The sequence below is a fragment of the Streptomyces sp. NPDC005070 genome (assembly GCF_053600395.1).
On sequence record NZ_JBSFZS010000454.1, the window covers coordinates 1 to 1699 of the forward strand.

Genomic DNA, 1699 nt, shown 5'->3' on the forward strand with positions numbered 1-1699 from the left:
GCAGGGCCATGAGCAGGCCGGTGCGGTCGCCGAAGCGCCGGAAGACGGTCCCCTTGCCCACCGCCGCCGCGCAGGCCACGCCTTCCATCGTGAGTTTGGCCACGCCCTGCTCCTCGACCAGCCGGGACGCGGCCTCCAGCAGGCGGGCGCGGTTGCGGGCGGCGTCGGCGCGCAGCGGGGTGGCCTCGGGCGCGGTGAGCTGCATGAGGACGGGTTCGTCGGGCGTTTCCGGTCGCTGCGGGAACGGCGGAAGTGGCTGGGACATGAAGCCAGCGTAACGGCATCCGGGGCCAACTGGACTGCGGTCCGCTTCGGTGGTAGACCTTTAAGCGGACTCCGGTCCGTTTTATTACGGCAGTGTTTCAGCGTTTCCATCCCCCCGGGAGATATCCATGTCCGTACGCATCCTCGCCCTCGTCGGCAGCCTGCGCGCCGGTTCCCACAACCGCCAGCTCGCCGAGGCGGCCGTCAAGCTCGCCCCGGAGGGTGCCGAGGTCGAGCTCTTCGAGGGCCTGGCCGAGATCCCCTTCTACAACGAGGACATCGACGTCGAGGGCGACGTGCCCGCTGCCGCCGCGCGGCTGCGCGCCGCGGCCGGCGAGGCCGACGCGTTCCTGCTGTTCTCGCCGGAGTACAACGGCACCATCCCCGCGGTCCTCAAGAACGCCATCGACTGGCTGTCCCGCCCGTACGGCGCGGGCGCCTTCACCGGCAAGCCGGTCGTCGTGGCCGGCACCGCGTACGGCCAGTTCGGCGGCGTCTGGGCGCAGGACGAGGCCCGCAAGGCCGTGGGTATCGCCGGCGGCACCGTGCTGGAGGACATCAAGCTCTCCGTCCCCGGCTCCGTGGTCCGCTTCGCCGAGACGCACCCCGCCGACGACGCCGAGGTCGCGGCGCAGCTTTCCGACGTTCTGGACCGTCTGCACGGCCACGTCTCGGCGCCGACCGCCGCCTGACAACTCCCTTGTGGGCCGGTCCGGTTGACCCGGGCCGGCCTGTGTCATGTCGTGACTCGGTCACCGTTCGTGCCAAGATCGCCACGACCCTGGCGGAGCCCCACCCTCCGCGACAGGATGCCCGCATGAAGAGCGATCTCTTTTCCAATGACCACATGGTGCAGCCGGCCGTCGCGGCGGGCATGACCGTCCAGAACGCCAAGTCCATCAAGTACGCCGTCCAGGGCGAGATGTTCGCGCGTCAGGGCGCGATGGTCGCCTACCGGGGCAGCCTCCAGTTCGAGCGCAAGGGCCAGGGCGTGGGCGGCATGCTCAAGCGGGCGGTCACCGGTGAGGGACTTCCGCTCATGACCGTCCGCGGGCAGGGCGAGGCCTGGTTCGCGCACGAGGCACAGAACTGTTTCATCGTGGGCATCGAACCCGGCGACGTCTTCACGGTCAACGGCCGCAACGTCCTGTGTTTCGACGCCTCGCTGTCGTACGAGATCAAGACCGTCAAGGGCGCGGGCATCACCGGAGGCGGTCTGTTCAACAGCGTCTTCACCGGCCACGGCAGCCTGGGGCTGATATGCGAGGGCAATCCGCTCGTCATACCCGTCTCCCAGCAGCAGCCGGTGTTCGTCGACACCGACGCGGTCGTCGGCTGGACCGCGCACCTGCGCACCTCGCTGCACCGCTCGCAGTCGATCGGCTCGATGATCCGCGGGGGTTCGGGCGAGGCGGTGCAGCTCAAGCTGGAGGGC

3 protein-coding genes are annotated in these 1699 nt (G+C 69.7%); 2 read left to right on the top strand and 1 reads right to left on the bottom strand.

The window, feature by feature from the left end:
* On the bottom strand, positions 1-265 hold a 265-nt coding region (locus ACWEBX_RS40170; RefSeq protein ID WP_451889637.1), incomplete at its 3' end, for a helix-turn-helix domain-containing protein.
* A gap of 127 nt (positions 266-392) precedes the next feature.
* Between ACWEBX_RS40170 and ACWEBX_RS40175 the strand changes: the two genes are divergently transcribed.
* Together ACWEBX_RS40175 and ACWEBX_RS40180 are read left to right on the top strand one after the other, a co-directional pair.
* The gene (locus ACWEBX_RS40175) at positions 393-956 is read left to right on the top strand and encodes an NAD(P)H-dependent oxidoreductase (RefSeq protein WP_451889638.1); all 564 of its coding nucleotides are present in this window, start codon (positions 393-395) and stop codon (positions 954-956) included.
* 125 nt (positions 957-1081) lie between these two features.
* The coding region (locus ACWEBX_RS40180; RefSeq protein ID WP_451889639.1) for an AIM24 family protein at positions 1082-1699 on the top strand (618 nt) is incomplete at its 3' end.

Coding starts and splice junctions, on each gene's coding strand:
- ACWEBX_RS40175 (WP_451889638.1), top strand. CDS start 393: ATGTCCGTACGCATCCTCGCCCTCGTCGGCAGCCTGCGCGCCGGTTCC.